This is a genomic window from Neobacillus sp. PVCKKU3, from assembly GCF_058323225.1.
Genome location: NZ_JBLVQN010000004.1, coordinates 127,909 through 152,866, shown reverse-complemented (window position 1 = coordinate 152,866; position 24,958 = coordinate 127,909). Strand labels below are relative to the sequence as shown.

The 24,958-nt window shown below is 41.2% G+C and carries 21 protein-coding genes; 16 read left to right on the top strand and 5 right to left on the bottom strand.

Annotated features, from left to right (window positions below; translation table 11 throughout):
- Window positions 1-16 precede the first annotated feature (16 nt).
- The gene (locus ACNQGS_RS04520; RefSeq protein WP_491486309.1) at window positions 17-904 is read left to right on the top strand and encodes a gamma-glutamylcyclotransferase family protein; all 888 of its coding nucleotides are present in this window, start codon (window positions 17-19) and stop codon (window positions 902-904) included.
- Window positions 905-943: 39 nt separating this feature from the next.
- On the opposite strand, the gene ACNQGS_RS04515 is transcribed toward ACNQGS_RS04520, so the two are convergent.
- Window positions 944-2,635, bottom strand: a complete 1,692-nt coding sequence (locus tag ACNQGS_RS04515) for a ribonuclease J (RefSeq protein WP_491486339.1) — start codon at window positions 2,633-2,635, stop codon at window positions 944-946.
- A 191-nt stretch (window positions 2,636-2,826) separates the two neighbouring features.
- On the opposite strand from ACNQGS_RS04515, the gene ACNQGS_RS04510 reads away from it, so the two are divergent.
- The 4 genes from ACNQGS_RS04510 (at window position 2,827) to ACNQGS_RS04495 (ending at window position 6,119) form a co-directional block, all read left to right on the top strand.
- Window positions 2,827-3,696 (top strand): efflux RND transporter periplasmic adaptor subunit, encoded by an 870-nt coding sequence (locus ACNQGS_RS04510; RefSeq protein ID WP_491486308.1) that lies wholly within the window; start codon window positions 2,827-2,829, stop codon window positions 3,694-3,696.
- A gap of 11 nt (window positions 3,697-3,707) precedes the next feature.
- Window positions 3,708-4,385, top strand: a complete 678-nt coding sequence (locus ACNQGS_RS04505) for an ABC transporter ATP-binding protein (protein WP_491486338.1) — start codon at window positions 3,708-3,710, stop codon at window positions 4,383-4,385.
- Window positions 4,378-5,550 (top strand): ABC transporter permease, encoded by a 1,173-nt coding sequence (locus ACNQGS_RS04500; protein ID WP_491486307.1) that lies wholly within the window; start codon window positions 4,378-4,380, stop codon window positions 5,548-5,550. The genes ACNQGS_RS04505 and ACNQGS_RS04500 overlap by 8 nt, the downstream gene beginning before the upstream one ends.
- Before the next feature lie 179 nt (window positions 5,551-5,729).
- Window positions 5,730-6,119, top strand: a complete 390-nt coding sequence (locus tag ACNQGS_RS04495; protein ID WP_491486306.1) for a DUF6010 family protein — start codon at window positions 5,730-5,732, stop codon at window positions 6,117-6,119.
- Between the two features lie 399 nt (window positions 6,120-6,518).
- Here the strand turns inward: ACNQGS_RS04495 and pdxR are convergent, their stop codons facing one another.
- On the bottom strand, window positions 6,519-7,955 hold the full coding sequence (gene pdxR / locus ACNQGS_RS04490; RefSeq protein WP_491486305.1) for a MocR-like pyridoxine biosynthesis transcription factor PdxR: 1,437 nt from the start codon (window positions 7,953-7,955) through the stop codon (window positions 6,519-6,521).
- A gap of 235 nt (window positions 7,956-8,190) precedes the next feature.
- On the opposite strand from pdxR, the gene ACNQGS_RS04485 reads away from it, so the two are divergent.
- Window positions 8,191-10,185, top strand: coding sequence for an acetoacetate--CoA ligase (locus tag ACNQGS_RS04485; protein ID WP_491486304.1), 1,995 nt, complete (start codon window positions 8,191-8,193; stop codon window positions 10,183-10,185).
- A gap of 48 nt (window positions 10,186-10,233) precedes the next feature.
- On the opposite strand, the gene ACNQGS_RS04480 is transcribed toward ACNQGS_RS04485, so the two are convergent.
- Window positions 10,234-10,659 (bottom strand): HIT family protein, encoded by a 426-nt coding sequence (locus ACNQGS_RS04480; RefSeq protein ID WP_491486303.1) that lies wholly within the window; start codon window positions 10,657-10,659, stop codon window positions 10,234-10,236.
- 165 nt (window positions 10,660-10,824) lie between these two features.
- On the opposite strand from ACNQGS_RS04480, the gene ACNQGS_RS04475 reads away from it, so the two are divergent.
- From ACNQGS_RS04475 to ACNQGS_RS04460, 4 genes are all read left to right on the top strand, one after another.
- Window positions 10,825-11,115, top strand: coding sequence for a hypothetical protein (locus ACNQGS_RS04475; RefSeq protein WP_213115825.1), 291 nt, complete (start codon window positions 10,825-10,827; stop codon window positions 11,113-11,115).
- Window positions 11,116-11,250: 135 nt separating this feature from the next.
- Window positions 11,251-12,912 carry an AAA family ATPase gene (locus tag ACNQGS_RS04470; RefSeq protein WP_491486302.1) on the top strand — a complete coding sequence of 554 codons (1,662 nt, stop codon included), beginning with the start codon at window positions 11,251-11,253 and terminating at the stop codon, window positions 12,910-12,912.
- Window positions 12,913-13,198: 286 nt separating this feature from the next.
- Entirely contained in the window at window positions 13,199-13,558 is a 360-nt protein-coding gene (locus tag ACNQGS_RS04465; RefSeq protein ID WP_378581639.1) for a P-II family nitrogen regulator, read from the top strand.
- A gap of 5 nt (window positions 13,559-13,563) precedes the next feature.
- A complete protein-coding gene (locus ACNQGS_RS04460) occupies window positions 13,564-14,877 on the top strand; it encodes an ammonium transporter (RefSeq protein ID WP_491486301.1) in 1,314 nt (437 codons plus the stop codon).
- Between the two features lie 76 nt (window positions 14,878-14,953).
- On the opposite strand, the gene ACNQGS_RS04455 is transcribed toward ACNQGS_RS04460, so the two are convergent.
- Window positions 14,954-16,159 carry a nitrate/nitrite transporter gene (locus ACNQGS_RS04455; RefSeq protein ID WP_491486300.1) on the bottom strand — a complete coding sequence of 402 codons (1,206 nt, stop codon included), beginning with the start codon at window positions 16,157-16,159 and terminating at the stop codon, window positions 14,954-14,956.
- A gap of 216 nt (window positions 16,160-16,375) precedes the next feature.
- On the opposite strand from ACNQGS_RS04455, the gene ACNQGS_RS04450 reads away from it, so the two are divergent.
- The 6 genes from ACNQGS_RS04450 to ACNQGS_RS04425 all read left to right on the top strand — a co-directional run bounded on the left by ACNQGS_RS04450 (window position 16,376) and on the right by ACNQGS_RS04425 (window position 24,123).
- Entirely contained in the window at window positions 16,376-17,320 is a 945-nt protein-coding gene (locus tag ACNQGS_RS04450) for a (2Fe-2S)-binding protein (protein ID WP_491486299.1), read from the top strand.
- Window positions 17,313-19,448 carry an assimilatory nitrate reductase catalytic subunit NasC gene (gene nasC, locus ACNQGS_RS04445; protein ID WP_491486298.1) on the top strand — a complete coding sequence of 712 codons (2,136 nt, stop codon included), beginning with the start codon at window positions 17,313-17,315 and terminating at the stop codon, window positions 19,446-19,448. Before ACNQGS_RS04450 ends, nasC begins: the two co-directional genes overlap by 8 nt.
- A 108-nt stretch (window positions 19,449-19,556) precedes the next feature.
- Window positions 19,557-21,971: a nitrite reductase large subunit NirB gene (nirB, locus tag ACNQGS_RS04440; RefSeq protein WP_491486297.1), complete on the top strand. Its 2,415-nt coding sequence runs from the start codon at window positions 19,557-19,559 to the stop codon at window positions 21,969-21,971.
- A 31-nt stretch (window positions 21,972-22,002) separates the two neighbouring features.
- A complete protein-coding gene (gene nirD, locus ACNQGS_RS04435) occupies window positions 22,003-22,329 on the top strand; it encodes a nitrite reductase small subunit NirD (RefSeq protein ID WP_491486296.1) in 327 nt (108 codons plus the stop codon).
- 461 nt (window positions 22,330-22,790) lie between these two features.
- Window positions 22,791-23,138: a YrdB family protein gene (locus ACNQGS_RS04430; protein ID WP_491486295.1), complete on the top strand. Its 348-nt coding sequence runs from the start codon at window positions 22,791-22,793 to the stop codon at window positions 23,136-23,138.
- 136 nt (window positions 23,139-23,274) lie between these two features.
- A complete protein-coding gene (locus tag ACNQGS_RS04425) occupies window positions 23,275-24,123 on the top strand; it encodes a VOC family protein (RefSeq protein ID WP_491486294.1) in 849 nt (282 codons plus the stop codon).
- A 46-nt stretch (window positions 24,124-24,169) separates the two neighbouring features.
- On the opposite strand, the gene ACNQGS_RS04420 is transcribed toward ACNQGS_RS04425, so the two are convergent.
- Window positions 24,170-24,922 carry a FadR/GntR family transcriptional regulator gene (locus ACNQGS_RS04420; protein ID WP_491486293.1) on the bottom strand — a complete coding sequence of 251 codons (753 nt, stop codon included), beginning with the start codon at window positions 24,920-24,922 and terminating at the stop codon, window positions 24,170-24,172.
- Between the last annotated feature and the right edge of the window lie 36 nt (window positions 24,923-24,958).

Sequence of the window (24,958 nt, the reverse complement as noted above, 5' to 3'; positions counted from 1 at the left end):
TAAAGATAAGTTTAGAATGGATGAATTTAGTTCAACGAAAGGGATTGCTAAAAAAATGAACAAACATTACGTTTTCGTTTATGGAACACTGAGAAAGAATGAAAAATATCATCATTTGTTGCAGGGGGCAGAGCTTGTAGCTGAGCAGGCTTGGACAAACGGAAGACTATTCGACACCGGACTAGGATATCCCGCGGTGAAAGAATCAGAATCGGATACGGTATATGGGGAATTATACCTGGTTTCAGATAATCATCTATGCAGCCTGGACGAATTGGAAGAATATGAGGAACATAGTCACGACAATTTATACGACCGAAAAAAACAAATCATTTTTCATGACAATAGGAAGACGGAAGCCTATATCTACACGGTTGCCAAACACAACGAAAGCATGTTAAGTACGCCAATCGTACTAGGTGACTGGAAGGTGTACCAGTTTGAAAAACAAAGTGGGAACGTTCTGTATTTTGCATATGGCAGCTGTTTGGATCATGCCAGGTTTAAGCTAGCTGGGGTCGATCATTATTTTCAAAAATTAGCAGGGGTTGCAGAGCTTAAGGGTTACACCCTTCGGTTTACAAAAAAGATGCCTGACGGCGGGCGGGCAGACATTGTGGAAGAGGGAGGCGTTGTGGAAGGGAAGGTTTACGAGATTCCATATGAATGTCTCGAATATTTATACCGGCGCGAGGGCGTTCATACTCGTCTCTACCGGCCTTCTTTAATTGATGTCAAGATGGATGGCCAGACAATCAAAGATGTACTAACATTCATAGTCGTTTCGAAAGACCCTGAAACAGCACCGCCTGACCATTATTTCGAGGAAATTATCCGTGGAGGCAACGGGTTTTTAAGTGATTCGTATATTGCTGAGTTGACAGAACATGTGAAAACACTTTAAAAAACGAGTCAGGCACCTACAAGGGTGCCTGACTCTAATTCAGATTTCAATAATAATCGGCAATATCATCGGTTTTCTTTTCGTTTCTTTAAAGAGATACTGTCCTACAGTCTTTTTAATGTTTTGTTTAATGACGTTCCATTGCCGAATGTTTTCTTCTTGTAAGTCATTGACCGTCTTTTTGACAAGGCTGTTAATTTCCCTCATCAAATTCTCAGATTCCTTTACATACACAAATCCGCGCGTAATCGTGTCGGGTCCTTGGATAATCCTTTGGTCCCGTTTGCTCAACGTTAAGACGATTACCAGCATGCCATCTTCAGACAGTTGCCTCCGATCACGCAGCACGATCTCTCCCACATCACCGACACTCACACCGTCAACATATGTATCACCTGCTGGGACGGATCTTGTCTGCCTCGCAACCCCGTCTTGAATATCCACAACATCCCCATTCCGGATAATAAAGGTATTTCCTTTTTCCACTCCAACCGATTCCGCAAGCATCCGGTGATGGTGAAGCATCCGGTATTCGCCGTGAATCGGAATAAAGTAAGTGGGCTTCATCAAAGTAAGCATCAGTTTTAGATCTTCCTGGTAACCGTGGCCCGATACATGCATACCGGTTGAGCTTCCGGAACCGTAAATAACATGCGCTCCCCGCTGGAACAAGTTATCGATAATCCGGGAAACATCCTTTTCGTTCCCAGGAATAGGGGATGCTGCTAGAATAACAGTATCATCGGGATAAATCGAAGCATCCCGATAGCTTCCGCTTGCGAGCCGCCCGAGAGCGGCATTTGGCTCGCCCTGACTTCCGGTACATAGGATGGCGACTCGTTCGGGGGCAAATTTTTCGATTTCGCCTGCTGCTATCAGCATTCCTTCCGGTACATGCAAATAGCCACGTTCAATGGCAACATCAACGACATTCACCATACTTCGGCCCAGCAAGGCCAGCTTTCGATTTGTCTCAAGACAGGCTTCTACTACTTGCTGCACACGATTAACATTGGAAGCAAAAGTCGAAACGAAAATTTTCCCCCTAGCCCGAAGAAAAGCTTCCAACATATGACTACCCACCATTTGCTCAGAAGGAGTGATCCCTTTTCGTTCTGCATTCGTACTTTCAGAAATTAATGCCAAAACGCCATTTTGGCCAATCTCAGCCATTTTATGTATATCGGAATATTGATCGCTATTAGCCGGGGTGAGGTCAAATTTAAAGTCCCCTGTATGAACAACATTCCCTTCCGGGGTTTGAAACACAATCCCCAAGCAATCCGGAATACTGTGACTGACTTTAAAGAACGAGACTTTAATCTCACCAAACTCTAACTCTGAATCTGCATCAATCGGTACGAGTTTCGTATCCCGTTTCAGCCGGTGCTCATCCAATTTCAATTCAATCAAACCGAGGGTAAAACGAGTTGCATAGATGGGAACATTTAATTTTTTTAAAAAATATGGAACTCCGCCGATATGATCTTCATGCCCATGGGTCACAACTAAAGCACGGATTTTCTCACGGTTTTCTTCCAAATAGGTCACATCTGGGATGATCAAATCAATTCCAAGCAAGCTTTCATCAGGAAACATTCCGCCTGCATCAATCACCACGATATCGTCATTATATTGAATCACATACATGTTTTTGCCAATTTCATTAATGCCGCCTAAAGCAAAAAAGGATAGGGTATTGTTACTCACTTTTTCTTCCTCCCGATACATTCTGTTTTTCATAATATACCCGGAGAAACCTACATTAATTTACTGTGAACTCCATATTTTTCAAAAAATCCAACCCCAAAATCATGCGGAGGTACCACCGATTTCTGCGGTGGGTTATCCAAAAGTATGCGGTTAGAAGGAAAGGGAGCCGCCGTAAAATGAAATTATCGAATAAGGGAGGGGATTAATTTATGAATACAAACCTTAAAAAGAAAGGTAAAAAGAAGATAGTAATTTGGTCAATAGTTGGACTATTAGCAATAGCCATCATTTCAGCAGTAATCTTTACGCCAAAGGGATTAGGAACTTTCGAAAAGGAAACAGCTCAAATTGACGACATTACCACCTACTACACCTTTTCAGGTACGGTCGAAGCTAAAAACAGAAAGACAATTACAAGTGATGCTCCAATGCAGATTATGGTAATAAAGGTGAAATCAGGCGACCAGGTGAAAAGCGGCGATGTCTTGTTAGAAACGAAGGATGGTAAAAAAATAAAAGCAGCAATTAACGGAGAAATTACAAAAATCTATGTAGAAAAAAACGCGGAGGTTATGGCAGGGGCGCAATTAGTCGACATCGTCGATTATGCCGTATTACAAACAACTGTTAAAGTTGACGAATATGACCTAAAATACCTTTCTGTTGGTCAAGAAGTGAATGTTGCTGTAAATGCGCTCGAAAAAGAAATTAAAGGAACGGTCACCGCCATTTCAAAGGAAGCCTCTAACGAAAACGGTGTTTCCTATTTTTCTGCAACGATTGACCTCAACAATGACGATGCGATTAAAGTAGGGATGAGTACAGAGGCGAAAATATTGAAACAAAATGTATCGGGAATCATTACTCTCTCCATGAAAGCCATCAATTTTGACAGCAAAAATAAGCCGTATGTTTTAATTCCTTCAGAAAAAGGTGCCCAAGTCAAAAAATATGTTCAAACGGGCATTAACGACGGAACAATTATCGAGATTAAAGAAGGTATAGACGCGGGTGATGTAGTGATGATCGTCGATAAAGATAATGCCGTTCCTGCGATGATGCATGGAGGTAATCCATAATGAACGGACAAATTCTGAATATGACTCAAATTACAAAGACGTACGTGATGGGTGAGGAAGAGCAGGTGGTTTTAAACAATATTAATCTGACTGTAAATAAAGGGGATTTTGTAGCTATCCTGGGACCATCTGGGTCAGGGAAATCGACACTGATGAATATTATAGGATGCCTCGATTCACCGACGAGCGGTGATTATTATTTGTCGAATCAAAAAGTTGATGAACTTGATGAAGCTTCTCTAGCAGCAATCCGCAACAAGGAGGTCGGATTTATATTTCAGCAATTCCAGTTGCTTCCAAGGCTTAATGCGATACAAAATGTGGAGCTTCCACTTGTTTATGCCAGAGTGCCGGAAAAAGACCGAAAACAAAGGGCAAGGGAAATGCTCGAGCGAGTCGGGCTTGGCGATAAATTGCTAAATCGTCCCAATCAGCTTTCCGGAGGGCAGCAACAAAGGGTAGCCATTGCACGTGCAATGGTGACCAACCCAACCATATTGCTGGCCGATGAACCAACCGGTGCACTCGATCAAAAAACCGGTCAGCAAATCATGGCGCTATTTCACGTGCTTCATGAAGAAGGAAAAACGATTATCATGATTACACATGATATCGAAATTGCAAAAAATGCCAGTAGAATTGTCCGCATATTAGACGGCAAACTGAGAGAGGAGTTTGCTTATGTTTAAAGAGAATATCAAGATGTCCTGGATGAATCTGATCCATAACAAAATGCGCTCGTTTTTAACCATGTTAGGGATTGTGATTGGCGTTGCTTCCATCATTGCCTTGATTACGATTGTGAAAGGTGCGATGGACGGAATGACAAGTGAGTTTTCTTCCTTCGGGGCCGATAAAATAACTGTTCAAGCCATCGGAACACCACTTAAACAAGGCTTACTCGACAGTGACATTCAAAAGCTATCAGAGATCGAGGATGTTGCCGGAATATCACCGACTCTTACCGGAAACACAACAGTGGTCTATAACGGAAATGAAAAAAAGGATGTGTTCGTTCAAGGTAAAAATGATGTGTATTTTTCAAAGACAAAAGACCTTATTGAAACTGGAAGAGGCATCAATATTTTGGATATTGATAATGAAAATAAAATATGCCTTATTGGGGCCAATATTGCAGAAGAACTGTTTTGGGGGGAAGACCCAATCGGTAAAAAAATGTTAATAGCCGGTGTAACCTACACGGTGATCGGAACACTTCAAGAATCAAGCAGTTTTTCGGATTCGTCAAATAACGATGCCGTCATTATTCCTTATACCACTTCGATGAGTCTGCTAGGAACCGGATATATTAACAATGTTGACGTGTTTATGAGCGATGCCAATGATTCTGAAAAAATAACTAGTGATATCGAAGCTGTTTTAAACCAGGCATTTAACTACAATAAAGACGGTTTTACCATTATCAATATGCAGGATATGTTGTCTTCCATCAATAGGGTAACAACCATGATGTCACTCATGCTGGGCGGAATTGCCTCCATTTCTCTAATCGTTGGCGGCATTGGGATTATGAATATGATGCTTGTTTCTGTTACAGAGAGAACGACCGAAATCGGGCTAAGAAAAGCCCTTGGAGCAGAGCCTAAGCGGATTCAACAGCAGTTTCTCATGGAGGCGGTATTTTTATCACTCTTTGGCGGAACGATTGGCTTATTGCTAGGTGTGTTAATAGCTTACGCTGTATGTTTTTTGATTGGGGCAAGTTTTGCACTTTCGGCATTTACTGTGGTGCTTGCGTTTGGCTTCTCTGCTGCCATTGGGATTATTTTTGGTATTGCTCCAGCACGGAAGGCCTCAAGGCTTAATCCAATTGATGCGTTAAGAAGTGTATAAGAAATAAAATAACTAATGATAGAGGCCGGTGCAGATCCGGCCTTTTTGATTAAAAGAAAAAGATTGCATGGAGCCCTCATTTTTTTGCGGGGAAGACTACATAATTTGCGGCTAGAAAAGAACCAAACTGAAATAAGATGAAAGCATACCAAATAAGTAAATGGAGAGGAGATATTAAGATGAAATCCAATGTAAGGAATATCGTTGCTGGTGTCTTATTGTCATTGCTGACTGTTAGACTTTTTTACAGTTTTACCGTTCCAGTTTCATATCAGCTGTTCACATTATTTCTGGCTTTTACTGCTTGTGTGTATGCAGGTGCTTCATTGTCGGATGGGCGTTTAATTTGGCTCTCTATTGAATCTGTGATGGCGCTGCTGTTTTTTAATTGTGCTGTCTGGGGACTGTTGTACTCTCCCATTTGGGTTGGCATTGGTTTTATCCTTCATGGAATCTGGGATATGCTCCATCATCCAAAAATAATTAAAACGAAAGTGGTAAGATGGTTCCCGCCATTGTGCGCTGCATTTGATTTTATAGTGGCAATTTTCGTTTTCAGGTTCTATTAGACTGATTGTAAAGTAAGAATGAAATGAACTCTCAAATACTGGAGTGGGATTATTCCCCTTTATATCACGTTTAAAAAGTGGATGGTCTTATTTTAGATGAATTGGATGGTCAATAATCAATATGTTTTCGATATTATATAGGTAGTAAAAGCTTTTTAATTAGAGGTGCAGTATGAATATAATGATCGGTTTAGTAATATTAATCCTTATTTTTTCTGTAGTTTCAACGCTATTAATTACCAGGAAACCTGATGAAAACTACAGAGGTTCAACAAAAAGAAACACCACAAACTTAACTTTAATATATGTTGTTATTATCGGCATCGCTTTAATTTCACTTGGAATCTATATTGGGGTTGATTAGACCATCTTGAAGGATGGTCTTATTATTTTCCCCATTTAGTTTGAAACAATCTCAAGTGCATCAGCAAACCTTCGAATTCCTTCATTGATCATTTCCTCATTTTCCCTTGCAAAGGTAAAACGGACGAAACCCTTTTCAGTCCCCATCGTTGAACCAGGGACAAATATTACACCTCTTTTTATCGATTCCTCCAACAATTGGATTTCATCACATCCATTTTTAATTCGGCACCACAAGTGAATGCCGCCTTGTGGGATATTAAATTCGACTTGGTCTTTTAAAAACGTATCCAGGCTATTAACAATTTGATTCCTGCGGTTTTCCAACCTCTTAACTAACCTTTTCATATGAGATTCAAAATCATTTGATTCTAAAAAATCATTTGCAATCCATTGCGAGTAACTGGCATGTCCAAAATCGACTTGCTGTTTTGCATCTGCTAACCTTTCAATGACCTGTTTCGGTCCAATAATCCATCCTATCCGCAGCCCAGAGGCAACAATTTTTGTCAAAGAACTAATATATAAAACATTCCCATGATGGTCCAATGATTTAAGAGTTGGGATTTTCTTCATTGAAAAAGGCGTTAAACTATAGGGGTCATCCTCCACCACTGGAATCCCAAATTCAGATGATATTTCAAGAATCTTTTTCCTCCGTTCTAGGGACAAAAGCGTTCCTGTAGGATTTTGAAAAATTGGATTCAAGAAAATCATCCTAATTCGATGTTTTTTATATAAATCGGTTATATCGTCTGGGTTTATCCCATCCTTGCCAACCTTTAAATAATAGGTTTTGATTCCTGCAGATTTAAATACAGGCAGATTGTAATGATAGGAAGGATTCTCAAGGGCAACTGAGTCTCCTAGTTTTAACAGGCATTGCACCACAAGATGCAAAGCTTGCTGTGCTCCCGAAGTAACCAATATAGATGAAGGATTCGTTTCGATCCCTCGGAACTGTTTAACATGTTTAGCTAGTGTGTCTCTGAGTATCAAATTACCCTGTGGATGGTCATATCCCAAAGTACCGATAAAGGATCTGTTCATAGTAATTTCCCTAAGAGACGATAAGGGAAATAAATCCTGAGATAATTCGCCGCTGGCTAAATTAATTAATTTTTGCTCAGCCATCTCTTTGTGAATTCTTTGCGTTACAGGTAAATTGGGAAGAAATGAGCCTGCCTCAATATACCTGTTCCAGCTTGGAACACGGTTCTTAGCCATTCCCCAAATATCTTTGCTTACGGTTGTTCCACTGCCTTTTTTTCGCTCAATCAGTCCATTTGATTCCAACTCGTCATAAGCCGCAATAACGGTGCTTCTGTTTACTCCGAGTTCTTTCGCCAAGCCTCTTTCAGAAGGCAATGGCTTATCTTGGGGAAAAGTTCCATCCGCAATCCCGTTCTCGATATATATAGCAAGTTGTTTATAAATGGGTATTTTAGAATCTCTGTTAGGTTTCCAATCCATTAGCTACATCCTTTAACTTAAACTAGGTCTTATTTATAATTGTATACTTTTTCAAAGCATTTTTCATTTTGGACACGATAGTCGGTGCCTCGTATTTTAGCTGCCTGCAACATGGCAGCTTTTCTTTTAAGAGTTTTTTCATTTTTTGAAAAATTAAGAAGGAAATTACTATCCTAAACTCGTATATGGTAAGTGTAGCTAAAACAATTCGAACACGACATTTGGGGGAATGGCAATGACGATTGAAAAAATGGAAGGAAAGTTGTTGTGGGAGCCTTCACAACAATTCCAGGATGAATCCAATTTGAAAAAATTCATGATATGGCTGGAAGAAACACGGGGACTGCACTTTGATACATATGAACAGTTATGGAAGTGGTCAGTTACCTCGATTGAAGGCTTTTGGTCTGCCGTCTGGCACTATTTTGACATTCAGGCGAAAACGCCATATGAAGAGGTTTTAAAGGTAAGAAAAATGCCAGGGGCTCAGTGGTTTCCTGGAGCAACTTTAAACTATGCAGAGCATGTATTTCGTAATGAAATCCCTGAAAAAGAAGCAATTATATACGAAAGTGAAAACCGGACGCAAGGGAAAATAACCTGGGCTGAATTGAAAAAGAACACCGCGGCCATTGCCGAATATCTTAAATCACTTGGAGTTCAGCCGGGAGACCGTGTAGTAGCGTATGCGTCCAATATTCATGAAACGATTACAGCCTTTCTTGCTTGTGCCAGCATCGGGGCCGTCTGGTCAAGCTGTGCACCTGAATTTGGGATCATGAGCGTAATTGACCGCTTTAAGCAAATTGAACCTAAGGTATTGTTTGCCGTTGATGGCTACCGGTATGGAGGAAAAGACTTTGATCGCCTTGAACTGGTGAAAAAAATCCAAGCGGAACTGCCAACTCTACAGCAAACAATCATTATCCCAAACATAAAAGAAGAGCCAAATATCGGACAGTTAACGAACGCTGTCTTGTGGAATCATCCGCTTGAAATTACAACAGGGGCAGAAATATCATTCGAGGCAGTGCCATTTGACCATCCACTGTGGATTTTATATTCCTCCGGTACTACTGGCAAACCAAAAGCGATTGTCCAAAGTCAGGGTGGAATTTTATTAGAACATTTTAAAATGATGGCTCTGCAAAGCAATATCTCTAAAGATGATCGTTTCTTCTGGTATACCACAACTGGCTGGATGATGTGGAATGTAGTTGTAAGCGGTTTACTGGTGGGTTCAACGATTCTATTATATGATGGTAATCCAGCATATCCAAATTATGATACATTATGGAAATTTGCCGATTCCTCGAAAATGACTATGTTCGGAACCAGTGCAGGCTTTATTACGGCTTGCATGAAGGCTGGCCTGAAGCCGAGGGAACAGTTTGACCTTTCCCATTTAAAAAGTATCGGGTCAACGGGGTCACCTCTTCCTGTCAGCGGATTTGAATGGGTGTATGAACATGTGAAAGAAGACCTTTGGCTCGTTTCGACAAGTGGAGGAACGGACATTTGTACCTCAATCGTTAGCGGTGCTCCAACCCTGCCAGTTCATGCTGGGGAACTGCAGTGCCGGGCGCTCGGTACTGCTGTAAAGGCATTTAACGAACAGGGCGAAGAGCTGACAGATGAAATAGGTGAACTCGTCATAACCGAGCCGACACCATCGATGCCGATTTATTTTTGGAATGATGAAAGCGGCGAGCGTTACCGCGACAGCTATTTTGACATGTACCCAGGCATTTGGCGCCATGGTGATTTTATTAAGATCACTTCAAGAGGAAGTGCTATTATCTACGGACGTTCGGATGCAACGATTAATCGCGGCGGAGTCCGGATGGGGACGAGTGAAATTTATAGTGCATTGGAAAAAGTGCCTGAAGTTCTTGATAGCTTAGTTGTCGATCTGCCGCTAAGTGCCGAGCAATCTTATATGCCGCTTTTTGTTGTATTGAAAGAGGATGCCGTGCTGACTGAAGATGTGAAGTCAAGAATCAATCAGGCCATCCGCAAGGACTGCTCACCGCGTCATGTGCCAAATGAAATTTTTTTAGTAGATGAGCTGCCGAAAACTTTAAATGGCAAAAAGCTAGAGGTACCGATCAAGAAAATTTTGATGGGAACGCCTGTTGAAAAGGCAGTGAATACAGGCTCATTAGCGAATCCTGATACTTTACAATATTTCATAGAATTTCAGAAAAATCTAAACGGCTTACAAAAATAAACTTTTAGGCCGCTCACAAGGTGGGCGGCTTTATTATTGTTTTCAGGATTAATCTAAATTGGCTTTAATCTTTTTGATCATAACTGAATATTCTTTGTCAGTCAGATAAACTTTGCCGGGATTCATTACGAAGGTTGATCCCCAATTATCTTCTCCTTCATATTTTGGGACGACATGCAAATGTAAATGATGTAATGTATCACCGTATGCACCATAATTTATCTTATTTGGTTGGAAAGCCCTGTCAATAGCAGCTGCTACCCTTTTTACATCGTTCATAAATAAAGATAATTCCTGGTCATTAAGTTCAAAAAGTTCCTTTACGTGATCCTTATATACTACATTACATCTGCCTTTATAGGTTTGCTCTTTAAAGAGAAAAACTGTGGAAACACCAAGTTTGGCTATTTCAATCATAAGATTGTCTCGTCTTTCATCCTCCATGCAATACATGCAATCTTTATTTAATTCCATCCATTTTCATCCTCTTCTCTAGTTTAATATAGTAAATATAAATTTTTCTCGTTTATTGTGCTCATATCTTGTCTAATTTTAAACTATTTTGTTTATAATAAAATTTTTCACTATTCTCACCAGCTAATTCTACTCGAATATTATGTAGTAAGGAGGTGATGAATAATGTCTTTTGCACTTGCAGATTGGATGCTGTATACGTTGTGGGCTGCTTTCGGACTTATGCTTATTGATTTTCTGATAGCTTTTGTAAAATCATTTTGGAAAGGCTCATTCAGCCCAACATTAGTTTTAGACTATCTTAAGGATGTCCTCTACTTCATCTTCCCATTAAATATCCTCATTTCAATGCTCTCCATAGACCCGTCAGGATGGATACTGGTAACCTTCTATTTTATTGGCGGTATCGCCATTTCTCTCAAGTATTTATTTGATATTTATAAGAAATTTAAATAATCTGGTTTATAGAAACCCTCCTTTGCGGAGGGTTTTTTTGATGAAAATATTTCTTCATGCCTGACACCTTTCCTGTCAACATGGAAGCCTATTTTTCATAGAATATTTCACAAATTTAAGAAGGGATGTGAGACCTTGAGGAACTATCAGTGGGTCAAATGGCGGAAAATTATCCTCTGGGTTGCGGTTTTCGTGTTTTTAGTCATGCTGTTGGTAAAAGGAGGACCTGCAGCATGGAATATCGCGATAACTATTTTAGGTTTTGTCTTCCAATTGTTTTTTGCCATGATGTTTATGATTATTCAGTTTGTTGCTCTATTTTGGTTTCTGGCCAGGGGGCGAACCTATTGGATCTTGCCAGGTGAAACAGGTTCCTCTTGGGATGATTATCGAGGAAACCCTGAAATTGTAGAAAATGCCAAGCGTATTGTCACCCTCCTTAAAGGTGTGAAGGAATTTAAGGAAATGGGGGGCGAAGCTATAAGGGGATTATTGCTTTGCGGACCTCCCGGGACAGGAAAATCTTACTTGGCCCAAGTCATAGCGAATGAAGCACAAGTACCATTTGCCTATGCATCTGCACCTAGCTTTCAAAATATGTTCTTCGGTGTAGGAAACCTTAAAGTCATGGGTTTATATAAAAAAGCTAGAAAACTTGCAAAATTATATGGTGCCTGCATTATCTTCATCGACGAAATCGATGCCATCGGAATGAGCCGTCAATCAGGCGGCGGAGGCGGCGGAATGATGGGAGGGATGATGGGAATGGGCGGCGCCGGCCTTTTAAATGAGCTCCTCTTGCAAATGGATCCCCCGAATATTGACAGCTCCTGGTTTGCCAAGCTTCTGCGCACGCTAGGCTTAAGGCGTAAAAAGGCTGAACGGCCTCCGGTTTTGACGATTGGAGCGACCAACCTACCGGATGTTCTTGACCAAGCGCTGCTCAGACCTGGCCGTTTCGACCGAAAGCTTTGGGTCGATTCACCTGACTATGATGGTCGCGTCGATGTCTTCTTCTATTATCTTCAAAAAATCAAGCGTGATAAGTCGCTGACTCCAGAACGTGCTGCATTAGATACCATCGGCTATAGTCCAGCCCAAATTAAGCATATTGTCAACGAATCAATTGTCATCGCTCATCAGCGCGGGGCACAGGTTTCGAGCTATGAGGATTTCCGAAACGCAATGGAAACATATGAATGGGGGCTCAAACAGCCGCTTCGTTCAATGAGCGAAGATGAAAAACGCAATGTTGCTTATCACGAGGCTGGTCATGCGGTAGCACAGTACCTGTTGAAACCGCATGAACGAGTTTGGAAGGTTACTATCATTCGCCGTGGAGGAGCCCTCGGTCTTGCGGCCACGAAACCAACCCATGAAAGATATAACCGCAGTGACAGTGAAATTCTTGCAGAAATACAAGTTTGTCTTGCCGCCAGGGCGGTGGAGGAAGAATTCCTGGGGAAAAAATTAAATGGCGTCACATCTGACCTGCGGCAGGCAACAGAGCTTGCCGGTGCATACCTCGGTATTGTTGGGATGGGAGATGAATTGTTCAGTTGGCTTGCCTTAGGGTCGCGAGCCGATGGCCTAAGGGCTCTTCGTACAAAAATAAACCAGCTGTTAAAGGATGAAATGACCAATGTGAAAAAGCTGGTTCTTGAGAATGCTGCCTTCGTCCACGCGATTGCAGAAGAACTGCTTAAGCGGGGCGATTTAACAGGAGATGAAATTGAACAAATATATAAAGGACTAAATGGCCAACAGAGCCTGGAAATGCCAGAGGTCGGGGCATAATTATAAAAAAAAAGAAACCAGTTGATCCTTTGATTGACTGGTTATTTTATAGAATTTATCCTTTACACATTTTGTATATTGGTAAAGTGCTTGAAAGAGGTAAACCAATAAGCTGTGAAATATTTAGGAGCATTCTCTTTTTTGGAAAAAAGGGATGCTCCTTTTTCTATTAAATTGGGTTAAAGACTGTAATATTTATATTTTAATTGACAGTAATTTTGCGAATGTTATATTATTTATCATTATATGTTATAAAAGCTAACATAAAGAAAGGCGGTCCACCTTAATGAAAAAAATTGAAGCCATTATCAGGCCTGAAAGACTTACTGAGACCATAAAAGGGCTAAAGAGTATAGGTATTACTGGGTTTACCGTTTCGCAGGTGGTTGGCAGAGGGAAGCAGAAAGATACCCAAGGTGTATACCGCGGGAAAAATTACAAAGTGACTCTTCATCCAAAAGTAAAATTGGAGATTATCCTTTCCGATTACATGGTGGAACGGACCATTCGGACAATTGTGGGCGCTGCGCAAACTGGAGAAGATGGGGACGGAAAAATTTATGTTTATCCGATTTTAGAGGCGTATAACATCCGGACAGGTGAAACGGATGATGATATTGATGATTTGCAGAAAAAGGAGGGATGAGTATCATGGAACTGATCTACTTAAATTCGGTTTGGGTCGTCCTTGCAGCGGCAATGGTGCTGTTTATGGAAGGCGGATTTAGTCTACTCGAAGCTGGCCTGGTTCGAACAAAAAACGCCGTAAACGTGACCATGAAAATTTTTGTGGATTTAACGGTTGGCGCTTTAGCTTTCTGGCTGATTGGATTTGGTGTGATGTTTGGGAAGGATGTTAATGGATTTTTTGGAACCACACTTTTTGGACATCCGCAAAATATTACCCTTTCCATTGACCTGCCGAGCACGGCCTTCGTGTTGTTTCAAATGGGCTTTGCGGTTGCCTGTATTTCGATTGTCTCTGGTGCTGTTGCCGAACGAATGAACTTTAAAGCCTATATTTTAACAGCTGCCTTAATCTGTATCATTGTATATCCACTTTCCGGACATTGGATTTGGAGCGCAAACGGCTGGCTTGCGAAACTGGGGATGAAGGATTTTGCCGGATCGGCCGCTATTCATGCGGTAGGTGGCTTTGCAGCTTTTGCTATGGCGAAATGGCTGGGGCCGAGGAAAGGAAGATTCAATTCCGATGGAAGCACGAATGTATTTGCTCCAAGTAACATACCTTTAGCTTCAGCCGGAACGTTCATTTTGTGGTTTGGCTGGTTTGCCTTTAATACTGGCAGCACCTTGGATGCTTCTAATAAAGCCTTTGCTTCTATAGCCATTAATACGATGCTTGCAGGAGCGAGCGGCGGAACAGCAGCTCTTTTTATGACGATGAAGAAGTTTGGTAAAGCGGATCCGAGTATGATGATCAATGGGGTATTATCTGGGTTAGTGGCTATAACAGCAGGATGTGCCTTTGTTTCGCAATGGAGTGCAATCATCATTGGTATTATCAGCGGTATCATTGTCATATACGCAACGTTATTAGTGGACTATTTAAAAGTCGATGACCCTGTAGGTGCAGTGGCGGTTCATGGGTTTAATGGTGTATTCGGCACCATCGCGGTTGGATTGTTTGATCAGTCTCATGGGTTATTCACTTCAGGGGATTTTTCTCTTATTAAAATTCAACTCTTGGGTGCTGCAGCCGTAGTTGTTTGGGGACTTATCTGCGGATCGTTTATGGCTTTTGTATGCGAGAAAACGGTTGGACTCCGGGCGACGGAACGAGAGGAAGAAGAAGGATTGGATATGTCCTTTCACGGTATTCCAGCCTATAACGAATTAGAGCGATTCGCGGATTTGCCTGCCAGCTTGTACAATTTTGAAGAGTCAACAGGTATCACCGTAGCTCCAAGCGGAGGGAAAAAAGTTTCCAGGGATGCGGTATAATTTAAAAGCCAGTATATCGAAATCCGATATTACTGGCTTATTTCTTTTATCAAAGGTTACCTCCCTAACGAAAAGATTAAATTTTTATCGAAGCTTCATTTGAAATCCATTTTTTTCGCCATGATTGCTGAGCGTTGGCAAGGACAATCAGTACAGCCACACCCAAGACTGCATAAACGATAAAACCAATTTGGTATGTTCCGGTTACTTGTTTGAGTGTACCAAGAATATTCGGGACAAAAAATCCGCCAACCCCTCCAGCTGCCCCGACAATGCCGGTTATCATTCCAATTTCCTTTGAGAACCGTTGAGGAACTAATTGGAATACCGCGCCATTGCCCATTCCGAGGCAAAGCATGCCGATAAATAAAAAAGTTATCGCCAAATAAAGGGAAGGAAGCTGGCTTACACCGAACATATTGAGTGCTGCTGCAATTAATAAAAAGGTAAGCAGCCGAACCCCGCCTATTTTATCCGCAATATAACCCCCGATTGGGCGAAAAAAACTACCGGCAGCTACACAAAGGGTTACAAAATCGCCCGCCTGAACTTTTGATAAGTGGTATTGATCTACGAAAAAGATGCCCAGAAAGCTGGATAGTCCCACGAATCCGCCGAAAGTAAAGCTGTAAAACAAGGAAAAATACAAAGTGTCTTTTTGTTTGAAGATTCGCAAATAATCCGTTATTGGTTTAGATTCTGGTTGGGAAGGAGGATCTTTCGCCAAAATGATATAAACGATGAAAACAATTAAAAGCGGGATACAGGCCAGTCCCATTACATTATGCCAGCCATAAGCTTCAGCCAAACGAGGGCTGAACAATGTAGCGAAAAGTGTACCGCTATTTCCAGCACCTGCAATCCCCATTGCCAGCCCCTGCAAATGCGGTGGATACCAGCGGCTCGCCATCGGAATGGCTGCAGCAAAGCTTGCCCCAGCTACACCAAGTAAGATGCCTATCAAATAAAGTTCAGCTATAGTATCTCCGAATTGCCAGCCCCACACGAGGGGAATCGATGAGAAGCACATTCCGAAAATGGCCGTTTTTCGGGGGCCAATCCGGTCTGTTAAAACCCCGAAAATAAGGCGGAAAAAAGAGCCGCTAAGAATCGGGATGGCGACGATGAATCCCTTCTCAGATGGTGATAGATTAAAGTCATTTGCAATATAGACTCCTAGTGCCCCTAACATTACCCAAACCATGAAACTGACATCAAAGTATAAAAACGATGACAGCAGCGAGGGGGCATGCCCGCTTTTTCTTAATTCTATTAATCTCATCTCCATTCCTCCATTGCTCATTAAGTGCTTTAGATAATTCCCTTGCTGTTTTCAAGAATAATAGGTCAATTTTGTTTTGTCTCAAAGCCTGTAAGGTCATCTAACACGGAAATTTTCATGTTAGAAAATGTAACGTGTTCAATTTCTTTTTTTGATTTTTATGAAATAATGTGGGATATTCAATTATTTCATCACTAGTGGAGGTGTTATTTGGTTATGGAAAGACCAGCCCTAGTTGGTAACAGAATGACTAAAGGGGGCTTAAAAGCAGCTGCCATGCCTCTAAACAAAGTCATTTGCAGATGCAATAGAGTAACCAAAGAGGCTATTTTGAAGGCGGTTCAAAAAAATGGGTTAACATCCGTTGAACAAATAAAAACTTGCACAAAAGCAGCTAGTTCTTGTGGGGGATGTAAACCGTTAGTAACAGATCTCCTATCCTTAATTCAGAGTGATCAATTTGTAGAAGAGAATTTATTAAAACCCTTTTGTTCTTGTACATCATTAACAGAAGAAGAAGCGGTTAAGGAGATGCAATTGAGGGGATTAACTACTGTCCAAGAGGTAAGAGCGGTTCTCAAATGGGAAAATGCGACTGGCTGTCCGACCTGTACCCCAGCGATTCAATATTATTTAAGCATGATAGATCCGCAATATGTGGATAAACAAGCCAACGTGCCAGGTAACATCAACACTAATATCGGGGAACAAATATGTAAATGTGACTGGCATTCCGGTCCTCAAATAGCTGAGTGTCTTCAAATGAAATTTGAAAGTCTATTAACCCCCTATCCTATAAAAATTGACATTTCCCCATGTATGCATAAGGTGGCGGTTCCTGTAACAAAGGATATAGGACTGATTGGAATTGACAGGGGCTGGGAAATTTATGTAGGCGGCAGCGCTGGGCATGTCCCTCTGAGCGGAAAATTATTATGTATTGCAGCATCCAAGGAAGAAGCAATCGAAATGGTTTCTGGTTTTATCCAATATTACAGAGAAACGGCCAATTACCGTGAGCGGACATGGCAATGGTTAGATCGAGCGGGCCTAATCCATGTAAGAGAAGTATTGTTTGACGATGAGCTTCGCCAGCAATTGCTTGAGAGGTTAAGAGAGGATGAATCGATAAGGAAGAAAAGGGTGGGCGTCCATGACTGAGTTATTGTTAAAGTATTTTCGAACCAAGCAACAGGAAGTCGAAAAGGAAAAAACGTACGATACACAATGTCCATTTTGCAGCATGCAATGTAAGATGCAGTTGATCGAACAATCGATTGTTTCTAGGAAAAGATATATGACAGTGGGCAAGGATAACCCAACTTCCGAGGGTCGCTTATGCATGAAGGGTGCAAATGCCCATCAACATGCCTTCCATCGTGATCGTTTGAAATACCCGTTATTAAAAGTAAATGGAGAATTTGTTCGCATTTCCTGGGAGGAGGCATTAAACCACATCAAAGAAAAGTTTACCCGAATTCAGGCGGAGGATGGTCAGAATGCCTTGGCCGTGTACGGGAGTGCATCTATCACAAATGAGGAAGCTTACTTGTTAGGGAAATTTGCACGGGTAGCATTAAAAACTAAATATATTGATTACAACGGCCGTTTCTGTATGTCTGCCGCAGCTTCCGCCGCAAGCCAAACGTTTGGAATGGATAGGGGCTTCACTAACAGCTTATCTGAAGTTCCGTTTACACGGTGCATTATTTTAGCTGGAACAAACATTGCCGAATGCCAGCCTACTATCATGCCATATTTTGAGAAGGCAAAGGAAAACGGTGCTTTTATCATAGCTATTGACCCACGGGAAACGGCAACAACGAAAATGGCTGATCTGCATTTGCAACTAAAACCGGGAACAGATGCCTTGCTGGTCAATGGGTTATTAAAGGTCATCATCAACGAAGGCTATTTGGATCATGAGTTTTTAAAAAAGCGGGTAAATGGTTTTGAAGCTGTTAAAGACTACGTACTCAACTTGGAGTTGGACCAAATTGCAGAACAGACAGGAGTATCAGTCGAGAAAATTCGAAAAGCGGCGAGAAAGTTTGGAAAAGAAGAATCAGGAATGATTTTTACCGCCAGAGGGGTGGAGCAGCAAACAGATGGCTCTTTTGCTGTCCGTAATTTCCTGAATATTCTGCTTGTTACAGGTAAAATCGGGAAATCAAATTGTGGTTATGGAGCGATTACCGGTCAGGGAAATGGCCAAGGAGCAAGAGAACACGGTCAAAAAGCAGACCAGCTTCCAGGTTACCGCTCAATTGAAAATGAGGAACATCGCGAATTTATGGCCCGTGTCTGGGGAATCCCTGTGGAGGAATTGCCCGAAAAGGGCGTTTCAGCCTATGAAATGATGGAAAAAATTCATGAAGGTGAAATAACGGGAATGCTGCTCATGTGTTCCAACCCGATTGTTTCCAATCCGAATGCTTTTTTCGTACAAGAAGCTCTAAAAAAATTAAAATTCTTTGTTGCCGTAGATTTATTTGTGTCCGAGACTGCTAGATTAGCAGATTTAATTTTACCAAGTTCTTCTTATCTTGAAGATACAGGGACAATGACGAATGTAGAGGGACGGGTATTGTTAAGGGAAGCGAGCTTTCCATGTCCTGGAGAGGTGAAACATGATTGGGAGATAATTTGTGACATCGCTAGAGCTCTAGGCAAAGGGAAATATTTCTCCTATGCATCACCGGAAGAAATTTTTAATGAGTTACGAATGGCGAGCCGTGGAGGAATCGCTGATTATTTCGGCATAACATATGATCGTTTAAAAAAGGAATGCGGTTTGTTATGGCCGTGTCCGGATGAATCCAGCAATGGGACAAATAGATTGTTCGAAACCTCTTTTGCCCATCCGGATGGTAAAGCGGTTATGGCGGTAGTGCCGAATGAATTGGCCGCTTCCAAAGAAAAGGCAAACGAAGAGTATCCGCTATATCTAACAACAGGCAGAGTCCTTTCACAATATCTAACAGGTGTGCAAACAAGAAAAAGCCCGGCATTAGCCGCCAGAAACATTGAATCCTTTCTGGAAATCCATCCTTCAACGGCAATGGCCTACGGAATTGGCGATGAAAAGTTGGTGAAAATCGAATCTAGAAGGGGGAGTATCGTCGTAAGAAGCAAATGGTCGGAAGCAATACGTCCGGATACGGTGTTTGTTCCCTTTCATTGGGCGGATTCACAAAATGTTAACATGCTCGTAGCAAAGGAACTAGATCCGATTTGCAAAATGCCTGGTTATAAAGTGAGTGCTGTTCGAGTAAGCCCGCTTTTTTAAATGAAAGCTTCCATTTTAAAAAACTGCGTTAGGAAACCTTACATGAATGGTAACAAGTTAGAAAGGGTGTGATATATTTTAAAAAACTTAACAAGGAGGGAATGCCAGGTGGAGAAGAAAAAGCTAGTTTTAGTAGGGAATGGGATGGCTGGTGTTAGAACCATCGAAGAAATCCTGCGTATTTCTAAAGAATTGTTTGAGATTACTATTTTCGGTAGTGAGCCGCATCCGAATTATAATAGAATTTTGCTCTCGAAGGTTCTACAGGGTGATACAAGTGTTCAAGATATCACCTTAAATGACTTGGCATGGTATCGTACTAACAACATTCAGTTATATACGGGAGAAACAGTTATTAAAATTGATTCTAGCAGGAAAACAGTCATTACAGATAAAGGCAGGATAGAACCTTATGATGAATTAATTTTGGCGACGGGTTCGCTGCCTTTCATCCTTCCCATACCGGGAAAAGATATAGAAGGGGTAACAGCCTTTCGTGATATCAAAGACACTGAAGTCATGTTGGAAACATCTAAACAATTTAAAAAGGCAGCAGTGATTGGTGGCGGCCTGCTTGGGCTTGAAGCGGCAAGGGGACTATTAAACTTAGGAATGGATGTTACGGTTATCCATCTTGCCCCCTATTTGATGGAACGCCAATTAGACACAACAGCCGGGAAACTGCTGCAAACCGAATTAGAAAAACAAGGCGTGAACTTTTTATTAGAAAAACAAACACAGGAAATCTTAGGAGAAGAACGTGTAAAAGGATTGAAATTCAGTGATGGGACGGAACTTGAAGCGGACTTAGTGGTGATGGCAGTTGGGATAAAACCGAATGTTGAGCTGGCAAAAGAAAGCGGACTGCTTGTCAATCGCGGCATTGTTGTCAATGACTATATGGAAACGAATATCCCTCATATTTATGCGGTTGGCGAGTGTGCAGAGCACAACGGAATTGCGTATGGTTTAGTGGCACCTTTGTATGAACAAGGAAGAATTTTAGCCAAACAAATCTCCGGGGTTAGAAAGGAACCGTATAAAGGCTCTATTTTATTTACACAATTGAAGGTTTCGGGTGTTGAAGTTTTTTCAGCCGGAGACTTTTATGAGGGGGAAGACAAAAAAGCCATCAAAGTCTTTGATGAACAAGATAACATTTATAAGAAAATTGTCTTACGAGGAGATCAAATTGTCGGTGCTGTCCTATTTGGTAATAGCAGCGAAGGAAACCGCTTAGTTTCCATGATTCAAAAGGAAACGAACATTTCCGATTTAACAAAAGTGTCCATTTTAAACCAAACTGGTGAGGATTCCGGAGACAGCTTGACTGCAGCCATGAGCAATGAAGAAATTATTTGCGGCTGTAATGGAGTATCAAAGGGTACAATCATCGAGGCAATTCAGGAAAAGGGATGTACAAGTGTCAATGCTATTAAGGAATGTACGAGTGCATCCCGTTCCTGTGGTGGCTGTAAACCGCTTGTAGCAGAGATTTTACAGATCACCTTAGGAGTTGAGGCCGACTCCACCATACAAAAAGAACCGATCTGCAGCTGTACAGCATTATCTAGAGATGAAGTGATTGAAGAAATAAAAATAAAAGGGTTGACCCACATAAAAGAAGTCATGTTTGTCCTGAGGTGGAAAACGGACGAAGGCTGCTCAAAATGCCGCCCCGCTCTGAATTACTATTTAGGAATGGTCAATCCAACCGGTTATGAAGATGAAAGAGAATCTCGCTTTGTAAATGAACGTATGCATGCCAATATTCAAAAAGACGGAAGGTATTCAGTTGTTCCGCGGATGTATGGAGGAGTTACAAAATCACAAGATTTGCGTCGGATTGCAGACGTGGTGGATAAATATGATATTCCTTTAGTTAAAGTAACAGGAGGGCAGAGAATTGACTTGCTTGGGGTAAAAAAAGAAGATCTGCCGAAAGTATGGAAGGATTTGGACATGCCATCCGGATTTGCCTACGGAAAATCACTTCGAACGGTAAAAACTTGTGTCGGAGAACAGTTTTGCCGTTTTGGCACACAGGATTCAATCAGTCTGGGAATTAGGCTGGAAAAGAAATTTGAAGGGCTGCAAACTCCACATAAAGTGAAAATGGCCGTTTCTGCCTGTCCTAGAAGCTGCGCCGAGTCCGGGTTTAAAGATATTGGTTTTATCGGGATCGATGGCGGTTGGGAAATTTATGTTGGTGGAAATGGGGGAACCCACGTACGCGGCGGAGACTTATTGTACAAAGTTAAAACGGAAGAGGAAGCGATGAGGATAACGGGTGCCTACCTGCAATATTATCGGGAAACAGCGAACTATTTAGAGCGAACATCGGCCTGGATTGAGCGTGTTGGTTTGGAGCATGTCCGAACTGTGTTAGATGACCAGGAAAAACGAGCAGAATTAAACGCTAGAATGGAAGAAGCTCTATCAGTTATTAGGGACCCTTGGAAGGTAATTACCGAGGATGAAAAGCTGCAAAAAGAGCTGTTTGAAGGCATGGTCATGTCGTAAGGACGATAACAGGTGGAGGGGGATAATTACTGTGAATAAAAGCATATCAAAATTTCCACTTGGCGATGTTCATGAGTTCCCAGAGCGTCTAGGTAAAACGGTGCGGATAGGGGATATAGAAGTGGCGGTTTTCAAATTATCAAACGGGATTTTTCGGGCAGTTGAAAATCGCTGCCCACACCGCGGCGGAGTATTAAGTCAAGGAATCGTAAGCGGTGAGTTTGTCTTTTGTCCGATGCATGATTGGAAAATTTGTTTGCATGATGGAAAAGTACAAAAGCCCGATATTGGATGTGTGAAAAGCTATCAAACAATTATTGAAGGGGAAGATGTATTTCTTCTTATTGATGAAGGATAATTGGGAATAGGAGAGCTCCACCCAAATATGGTGGGGCTCTCTTTAAATTGACCTAAGGAAACAATCCAGAAAATAATCCAAGTTATATCCCCTCATCTTCTAGGGTCTTATTTTATAAACCGCATTACTAAAAAATAAAAACAGCAATGGAATTTGGATGAGCATTTGGCCCATCATGGAATCATCAAGTCTTGTTCTTACCTACAGTTTACATAATATTATTATCGATATAAAACCAAGGGGGATTTCCAGTTCATCTTCGTTCCCCCTTTAAAATGAAAACTCTTGCTTAAGTTCTTCCACCACTAAATCTTTTTAATTAACTGAAAACAAAATTTATAGCGAGGTAAGATTAAAATCTCTTGATAAAACTAATATAATTAGTTAAAATATTAATACAAATAGTTTAGTTTCAGAAATTTGTGTAAGTGAATAATCCAAATGAACGGGGGATTTTGTAAATGAGCTTGCTTGCCGGTCTGCAGTCATTTAATGTTGTATTGCGATTTTTATTAGAACTTTGTTCTCTTTTCGCAGTGGGTTATTGGGGGTATAAAACTGGAGACAGGCTTGTTGTTCAATGGATTCTCGCGGTTGGTGGCCCTTTCGTTTTGGCTGTATTATGGGGATTGATGGGATCCCCAAAAGCACCGATAAAATTAGTTGAACCCCTTCATTTCATCTTGGAAATCATTGTGTTTGGCCTGCCAGTCTTATTGCTTGCTCTGCTTGGAAAAAATGAGATTGCTTGGTTACTAGGGATTGTTGTGGTTATAAATAAAATTTTAATGATTGTATGGAAACAATAATGGGGGATAGGTATATCGCCTGTTTTTTTAATGAATATTCCTTTACACATTTTGTACTTTGAATTAGAATATCTTCAAATCAAGATAATAATTTTTGAAAATAAAACTTAAAATAAATAAAAAAGGATTGAGGCAAATGGAAAAATTCCATCAGAAACCTAATGTTTATGTCGGAGAAGTTAGCATAAACGTAAAAAATCTGGATTACTCGCTTACTTTTTATCAGAATATTATTGGTTTGCAGATATTGGAAAGATCGGAACGTAGTGCGGTTTTAACAACAGATGGAAAAACACCGTTATTAATGCTGGAGCAACCTGAAGATGTTATCCCGAAGGTGGAACGTACTTCCGGTCTTTATCATTTTGCAATTCTTTTGCCAACGCGTTCAGATTTATCAGTGTTTTTACGCCATTTGCTTGAGACCGGTTACCCGTTAGGCGCTGCTGATCATTATGTAAGTGAGGCATTGTATTTAAACGATCCTGACGGAAATGGGATAGAAGTTTATCGGGACCGTCCTTCGAGTGAATGGAGGTGGAAAAACGGACTAGTTTCCATGGCCACAGAACAACTGGATGGTAATGGTATTCTTGCTGAGAGTAATGCGGAATGGACTGGTCTGCCTGCGGGAACAATCATGGGTCATATTCATCTTCATGTTGGGGATTTGAAAAAAGCGGAGGAATTTTATACAAAAGGTTTAGGTTTTGAAATTGTAAGTTATTATCCGCAAGCAGTATTCCTGTCAACTGGAGGGTATCATCACCATATTGCAATCAATACTTGGCAGGGGGAAGGGGCGCCGACACCACCACGTAATAGTGTGGGACTTAATTGGTATACTCTTGTTTTTCCGGATGAAACAGCGAGGGAAGAGGTTGTAAAGCGGGCTCGTGAATTGGGCGCATCGGTAAGAGAAAAAGTTGGGTTTGTAGAGACCTGTGACCCGTCTGGAAATCGGATTCGAATGGTTTTATTGTAAAATAATGAGTCATAAATAAACCTTCCAATCATGTGGATTGGAAGGTTTATTTAAGGTTCTGCTCCAAGAAAAATTCAGTCATCTCTTTTCGTATCTGAGAGATATGTTTTTCCATCAGCTGTTTGGCTAGAAGGGAATCTCCTGTGGCGATGGCTATATAAATTTGTTTATGTTCATCAAACGTATCTTCTACACTTTCGGAATCAGTCAAACGCAGTTTTCGTGTAGCCCGAATGGTATCTTCCATACGTTCGCTAAGGGACTGAATCAACTGTAAAAAAATAGAATTATGGGAAGCGCGGACAATATTCTTATGGAAATTGACATCTGCTTGAAGCCCAAGTTCCACATCATCATTGGAATTTCTCATTAATTCCAGTGAATCAAGGATTTGCTCCAGGTCATCGGTTGTGGCTCTTTGTGATGCCAAGAAGGCACATTCTACCTCCAAAACGCGGCGAAGCTCAAGCATTTCAAATATTAATTTTTTTTTATTATTTACTATTGAGAAGGAAAAATCACACTTTAAATCTGGTATAGGGACTGCTTTTAAGAAGGTCCCGCTGCCTTGTCTAATTTCAATAAAGCCCTCAATCTCCAGCTTCCGCAATGCCTCTCTTACCGATGTCCGGCTGATATTAAAAAGACTTGAGAGTTCTCTCTCCGTTGGCAGCTTTTCTCCGGGAGGAAGTTTTCCATTTAAAAAAGATTCTTTTATTTGATCAATGACCACTTCATATGCTTTTTTCCTTGGCTGCTGCATGTCTTTTTCATTCCTCTCAATTACACCAACAATCATAATATTATCATACAAAAATTTTTTCAACAGTTACAA